Origin of the sequence: Pseudomonas emilianonis (genome assembly GCF_023072625.1) — a bacterium.
GTDB lineage: Bacteria > Pseudomonadota > Gammaproteobacteria > Pseudomonadales > Pseudomonadaceae > Aquipseudomonas > Aquipseudomonas paraveronii.
In genome coordinates, this window is record NZ_JAKNRV010000324.1 from 1 (window position 1) to 5,839 (window position 5,839).

Below are 5,839 nucleotides of genomic sequence, written 5' to 3' on the forward strand. Positions count from 1 at the left end.
TCTCGCCTGTCGCTGGTTCAACGCCCAAGGGCTGATCGATGAAGCGGTCGAGCAGGCGTTGCGCGCCGGCCATCTGGATGTGGCGGCGAGCTTGGTGCAGAACCTGTCCGAGGAACAACTGCTGGCCGAGCAGAACGTCGGCATGCTCCTGCGTTGGAAAATGGACTTGCCCGACAGCCTGCTGATCAGCACACCCCGGTTGATCGTGCTGTATAGCTGGGCCTTGGGCCTGGCGTGCCAGTTGGATGCGGCGGAAGAACTGTCCGGCTACCTCAGCCGTTTCCTGCCGGCGCCATCGGCCACCGCACAGAAGTCGATGCTGGCGCAGTGGCTGGCGCTGAGCGGGATCATCGCCAGGGGTCGAGGTGACCGCGAGTTGACCCAGCGCTATTGCAGCGAAGCCTTGGAAAGCCTGCCGCAGCGCCGTTACGGCCAGCGCCTGATGTGCCTGTCGACCCTCTCCAACCTGGCGATCGTTGACGCCGATCTGTGGCGCGCCCGAGGCTTGAACCGCGAATCCCTCGAGTTGGCGCAGCGTGTCGGCAACCCACTGTTCGAGGCCCTGGCCCATTACGACCGCGCCCGGGTCTTGCAGGCGCGCGGTGAAATCCTGCGCTCGCTGGATGAAGTGCGCCAGGGCCTGCAGCGCTTGCACGACCTGTCGCCCCAGCGGCTATACGCCGTGCGCGCCCGATTATCGCTTTACGAAGGCTACCTGCTGCTCGCGCGTTATCAGCCGGAAGCCGGCCTGGACCGCCTGCGCGCCGGCCTCGCCGAAGCCCGTGCTTGCCGGGATATCAGTGTGCTGATCGGCCATTGTGTGATTGCCAACGTCGAAGGGCGTCGCGGCGATTTCGCCAAAGCCTTCGCCGAATTGGCTGAGGCCGAACGCCTGATGCACATCTGGGACGTGCCGCCGATTTACTACCTGGCAATGATCACCCTGATCAAATGCGAGCTCTGGCTAGCCCAGGGGCGTACCGACCTGGCCGATGCCTGGCTGACCCGCCTGGGGCAAACCTACAACGGTGAACACGCGGCGGCCGCCCCGGAGTTTCATCCGCATCTGCCACAGCATATCGAGCTGCAGCAGGCCGCGCTGGATGCCATCCGCCATCAACCGGCGGCGGCACTCCAGCGGCTCGAAGACCTGGCGCAACACGCCCACAGCAGCGGGCGCCAGATGATTGCCCTGATGGCGCTGACCCAGCAGGCGCAGTTGCTGCTGGAGAACGGCCTGGAGGCCAAAGCGCGAGAGGTGTTGGCCCGCGCACTTGAAGCCGGGGCCGGGGGGGCGCTGCAACCCTTCCAGCGATTGCTTGAAGGGTATCCCGACTGGATGCGCGATCAACTCGGCCAAGACCCCCATGGGGTATTGAACCAGTGCCTGTTGGCGTTGCTGCCGACCTTAGCGGTCAGCGAGCCGGCGCCCAACCATCAAACCCTGAGCGTCCGCGAGCTGGCGGTACTGCAACTGATCGCCCAAGGCTGTTCGAACCAGGAAATCAGTAAGCGACTCTTCATCTCCCTGCACACGGTCAAGACTCACGCCAGCCATATCAACAGCAAACTGGGGGTGGAGCGGCGCACCCAGGCGGTGGCGCGGGCGCAGGAGCTGCGGTTGATTGGTTAAAGAGTGACCGCCGTGGCGAGCGAGCTTGCTCGCGGTGGGCTGCGAAGCCACCCCAGTCTGGTTTAATAGTGCAATTATTCTGGCGAGATTCGCCCGAAACTACCCTTCATTTGCACTCGAGGCCCGTTCATGGACACCGCAAAGCCGACCCTCATCCGCGAAACCTTTCCCGTCGGCCCGTTGCAGTGCAACTGCACCATCATCGGCGATCCCATCAGTAAAAAAGCCATCGTGGTCGACCCCGGCGGCAATCACGAACTGATCCTGGCGCGGCTCGATGCGCTGGGTCTCAAGGTAGTAAGCATCATTCACACCCATGCCCACCTGGATCACTTCCTGGCTTCCGGCCAGTTGAAGGAGAAGACCGGCGCGACCCTGCACTTGCACAAGGCCGACCAGTTTCTCTGGGACAACCTGGAGATGCAGTGCCAGATGTTTGGCGTGCCGTATACGCCGGTGCCGCCCCCGGACCGTTGGCTGGCCGACGACGAAGAACTGGCCTGCGGTTGCGGCGTAGCATTGCATACGCCGGGGCACACGCCGGGGTCGATGAGTTTCTGGTTTGCCGACGCCAAGCTGCTGATTGCCGGGGATACGCTGTTTCGCCGGGGCGTGGGCCGCACGGATTTGTGGGGCGGGGACCAGGCGACGATCGTGCGGTCGATCAAGCAACGGTTGTATACGTTGGATGAGGCCGCGACGGTGGTGACGGGGCATGGGCCGGATACGCGACTGGGTGATGAGATGCGTGAGAACCCCTTTGTGCGCGCGTGACTGCGGCGCAAGCGCTCAAGGCCTGTAGCAAAAAACTCAGCGTGTGTTCAGCGTGGGTCTGCTACGGTTTGTGCAGCGACGGTAGTCCTGAATCTTTTGTTACAGGTCGGGATACGTCTACGGAATTTTTACCGTTTGTCGCGTTCAAAGCTCGGCAAAGATCCATTGTCCATGTCCTCTGCACCCAGAGTGCAAAAGTAGGAGCTTCTCCATGTTCACTCCGCGTCGTCTGCTAGTTGTCGCTACTGCCGTAGCCTTGTTATCTGGCTGTGCTTCACCTAATCCGTATGACGGTAGCAGCCAGGGACAGGCGAGTAATGAATCCGGTGGCATGAGCAAGACTGCCAAGTACGGCGGCCTCGGTGCCCTGGCCGGTGCGTTGGCCGGTGCGGCCATCGACCATAACAACCGTGGTAAGGGCGCGCTGATCGGTGCGGTCGTCGCGGGGGCAGGCGCAGCGGGTTATGGCTACTACGCCGACCAGCAGGAAAAGAAACTGCGCGAAAGCATGGCCAATACCGGGGTTGAAGTTCAGCGCCAGGGCGATCAGATCAAACTGATCATGCCGGGTAACATCACCTTCGCCACCAACTCGGACGCGATCTCCAGCAGCTTCTACATGCCGCTGAACAACCTGGCCAACTCGCTCAAGCAGTTCAGCCAGAACACCATCCAGATCGTGGGTTACACCGATAGCACTGGCAGCCGCCAACTGAACATGGACCTGTCCCAGCGTCGTGCGCAGAGTGTGGCGAATTACCTGACATCCCAAGGCGTCAGCGCTGCCAACCTGAGCGCTCGCGGTGCCGGTCCGGATAATCCGATTGCCAGCAATGCCGACGTCAACGGGCGTGCTCAGAACCGGCGTGTAGAAGTGAACCTGGGCCCAATCCCGGGCCAGCAGTACGGCCAGCCAGGTGCCCAGCAACAGGCGCCGCAGCAGAACAACCAGTTCCAGGGCAACCCGTACTCGCAATACCAGTAATCACCCGCTAATAAAAAGGGCGCCTTGCAGTGAATGCAGGGCGCCCATTTTTTATGGCTGTCGGTTACATCAATCGATGTACTCGAACACCTTCACGATCCGCTGCACGCCGGATACACCCTGTACCAGGTTCGCCGCACGGGTCGCTTCCGCCTGGGTCAGCAGGCCCATCAGGTAAACGATGCCGTTGTCGGTGACGACTTTGATGCGCGAACCGGGAATCGCGTTATCGGTCAGCATCTGCGCCTTGATCTTGGTGGTCAGCAGCGCGTCGTTGCTGATGGCCAGCAGGGTGATCGGGTCCATCACCTGCAATTCGTTGTGGACCTTCTTGACCCTCTGCACGGCTGAGGCGGCTTGTTCGGCCTGGGCCTTGAGGTCGGCACGCGGCGTTTGGCCTGCGAGCAGCACCACGCCGTTGAAGCTGGTCACGACGATGCGCGACGCGCCATTGCCCAGGTCCGTAGCGGCCTTGGCGACGTTGACCTCGACCTTGGTTTCGATCAACGAGTCGTCAATCTTGCTGCCGAAGGTGCGGGTGCCCTTGTCGTCCTGGATGGGGGTGTCACGTGTCGCGGTGATTGCCGTGCTGCAGCCGCTGATGCCGAGGCACAGCGCGATCGCCAATAGGCTGAGGCGTTTAACGGTCATTCTTCACTCCCGAACAGTTGGCTGTCGATCAGATCACACAGGCAGTGGATCGTCAGCAGGTGGACTTCCTGAATACGTGCGGTGACATTGGCCGGGACGCGAATCTCCACGTCCTCGGGCAGCAGCAGCGAGGCCATGCCGCCGCCGTCGCGACCGGTCAATGCTACGACAACCATTTCGCGATCATGTGCGGCCTGGATCGCCTGAATAATATTCGCCGAGTTGCCGCTGGTGGAAATCGCCAGCAGCACGTCGCCCGGTTGGCCCAGGGCGCGGATCTGCTTGGAGAAGATTTCGTTGTAGCTGTAGTCGTTGGCGATCGAGGTGATCGTCGACGAGTCGGTGGTCAAGGCAATGGCCGGCAGGCTCGGACGCTCGCGCTCGAAGCGGTTGAGCAGCTCGGACGAGAAATGCTGGGCGTCGCCGGCCGAGCCGCCGTTGCCGCACGAAAGCATTTTGCCCTCGTTGAGCAAGGCGTTGACCATGACCTGACTGGCTTGCTCGATGTGCGGTGCAAGTACGTCCATCGCCTGTTGCTTGGTGTCGATGCTGGCCTGGAAAAGCTGGCGAATTCGGGATTGCATGTCCATCTGTGTGACCTTAAGTAGCGCGGCTATTTGGCACAGGAATGTGCAGCCCGCAAAGCAAAGAGCAAAAGTGTGTGGTGAAGATGTCCGGCGAATCAGCTGTCGAAGGCATCTTTGAGCCAGTTCAAATCAGCTTTGCCAGACGGTGTGCTTTCAATGGCAACCACATCGAAACGGCAGGGGGAATCAGCCCAGCGATGCTCCTTGAGCAGGAAAAACTGCGCGGCGAGTATCAGCTTCTGACGCTTGCGCCCGTCGATACTGGCGAGCGCGCCACCCCATTGTGCGTGTTTTCTGTAGCGGACTTCGACGAATACTACTGTATCGCCGTCAAGCATGACCAGATCAAGCTCGCCGCGGTTACACAACCAGTTCTGCGCCAGAAGGCGCAGACCCTGTTGTCGAAGGTACTCAAGTGCTTGGAGTTCGGCATCCTTGCCGCTTTGTGCGCTGGACCTCTCGGGCATCAGCGTGGGGTATCGGGCAGGCGCTGGACCTCGCCGCTGACGAACTTCGCCCAGGGCATCTGGCGGTCAACACGCTGGTTGGCGCTGATGCCCAGGCTGCCCGAGAGGCCGTCAATACGTGTGTCCGGCAATGCCTTGAGTTGGCCTACGCGTGGCGCCAGGCGGTAGGCATCGACGCCCATCGCGTACAGGCGGCCAAGGCTGCCATTGGCTTGCGGCCATTGTGCGGCAACCTGGTTGCGCAGCGGGTCGGTGGTGTTGAGCAGCCAAGGGGTTTCGCAGAACATGACGTTGGTCATGTCCAGGTACTGGTTCTTGTCGCCGCTGGCGCTGAACACGTGGGACGTCGCATACACCGGCACGTCGCCGGCGTACTGGAAGTTCAGGGTTGGCTTGATCTGCTGGGCCAGTTGCGGGGTGACGGCCATGAAGATGAACTCGATGTCCTGGCGACGCGAAGGCTGTGCGGCGACGTCGGTGCCGACGGCGCTTTGCAGGCTCTTGGCACGGCCTTCGCTTTTACGCAGTTGGAACAGATCGGCAATTTGCTGGGCGAGGGCGACCGGTTGGTCGACGTACTCGACGCCGACAACGGTACCGCCGTTGGCTTCCCAGTCCTGACGGAAGGCCTTGTAGACACGCTCACCCCATTCGCCACGGGGCACCATCGCGGCGGCGCGGTGCAGGCCGTCGGCACGGGCGAAACGCCTGACGGATGAGATTCGAAAGGAATACGACGAAG

7 protein-coding genes are annotated in these 5,839 nt (G+C 61.6%); 3 read left to right on the forward strand and 4 right to left on the reverse strand.

Annotated elements, in window-relative coordinates; all coding sequences use genetic code 11:
* The 3 genes from L9Z73_RS23885 to L9Z73_RS23895 form a co-directional block, all read left to right on the forward strand.
* Window positions 1-1,633 (forward strand): LuxR C-terminal-related transcriptional regulator (locus L9Z73_RS23885; protein ID WP_247406335.1); only part of this gene is annotated, 1,633 nt, incomplete at its 5' end.
* 129 nt (window positions 1,634-1,762) lie between these two features.
* Window positions 1,763-2,407, forward strand: a complete 645-nt coding sequence (locus L9Z73_RS23890; RefSeq protein ID WP_247406337.1) for an MBL fold metallo-hydrolase — start codon at window positions 1,763-1,765, stop codon at window positions 2,405-2,407.
* A 211-nt stretch (window positions 2,408-2,618) separates the two neighbouring features.
* Window positions 2,619-3,392, forward strand: coding sequence for an OmpA family protein (locus L9Z73_RS23895; protein ID WP_247406340.1), 774 nt, complete (start codon window positions 2,619-2,621; stop codon window positions 3,390-3,392).
* 69 nt (window positions 3,393-3,461) lie between these two features.
* On the opposite strand, the gene L9Z73_RS23900 is transcribed toward L9Z73_RS23895, so the two are convergent.
* The 4 genes from L9Z73_RS23900 to L9Z73_RS23915 form a co-directional block, all read right to left on the reverse strand.
* Window positions 3,462-4,043, reverse strand: coding sequence for a BON domain-containing protein (locus L9Z73_RS23900; RefSeq protein WP_247406343.1), 582 nt, complete (start codon window positions 4,041-4,043; stop codon window positions 3,462-3,464).
* On the reverse strand, window positions 4,040-4,633 hold the full coding sequence (locus tag L9Z73_RS23905; protein WP_247406346.1) for a phosphoheptose isomerase: 594 nt from the start codon (window positions 4,631-4,633) through the stop codon (window positions 4,040-4,042). The genes L9Z73_RS23900 and L9Z73_RS23905 overlap by 4 nt, the downstream gene beginning before the upstream one ends.
* Window positions 4,634-4,725: 92 nt before the next feature.
* A complete protein-coding gene (locus L9Z73_RS23910; protein WP_247406349.1) occupies window positions 4,726-5,097 on the reverse strand; it encodes a YraN family protein in 372 nt (123 codons plus the stop codon).
* The coding region (locus tag L9Z73_RS23915) for a penicillin-binding protein activator (protein WP_247406352.1) at window positions 5,097-5,839 on the reverse strand (743 nt) is incomplete at its 5' end. The genes L9Z73_RS23915 and L9Z73_RS23910, both read right to left, overlap by 1 nt.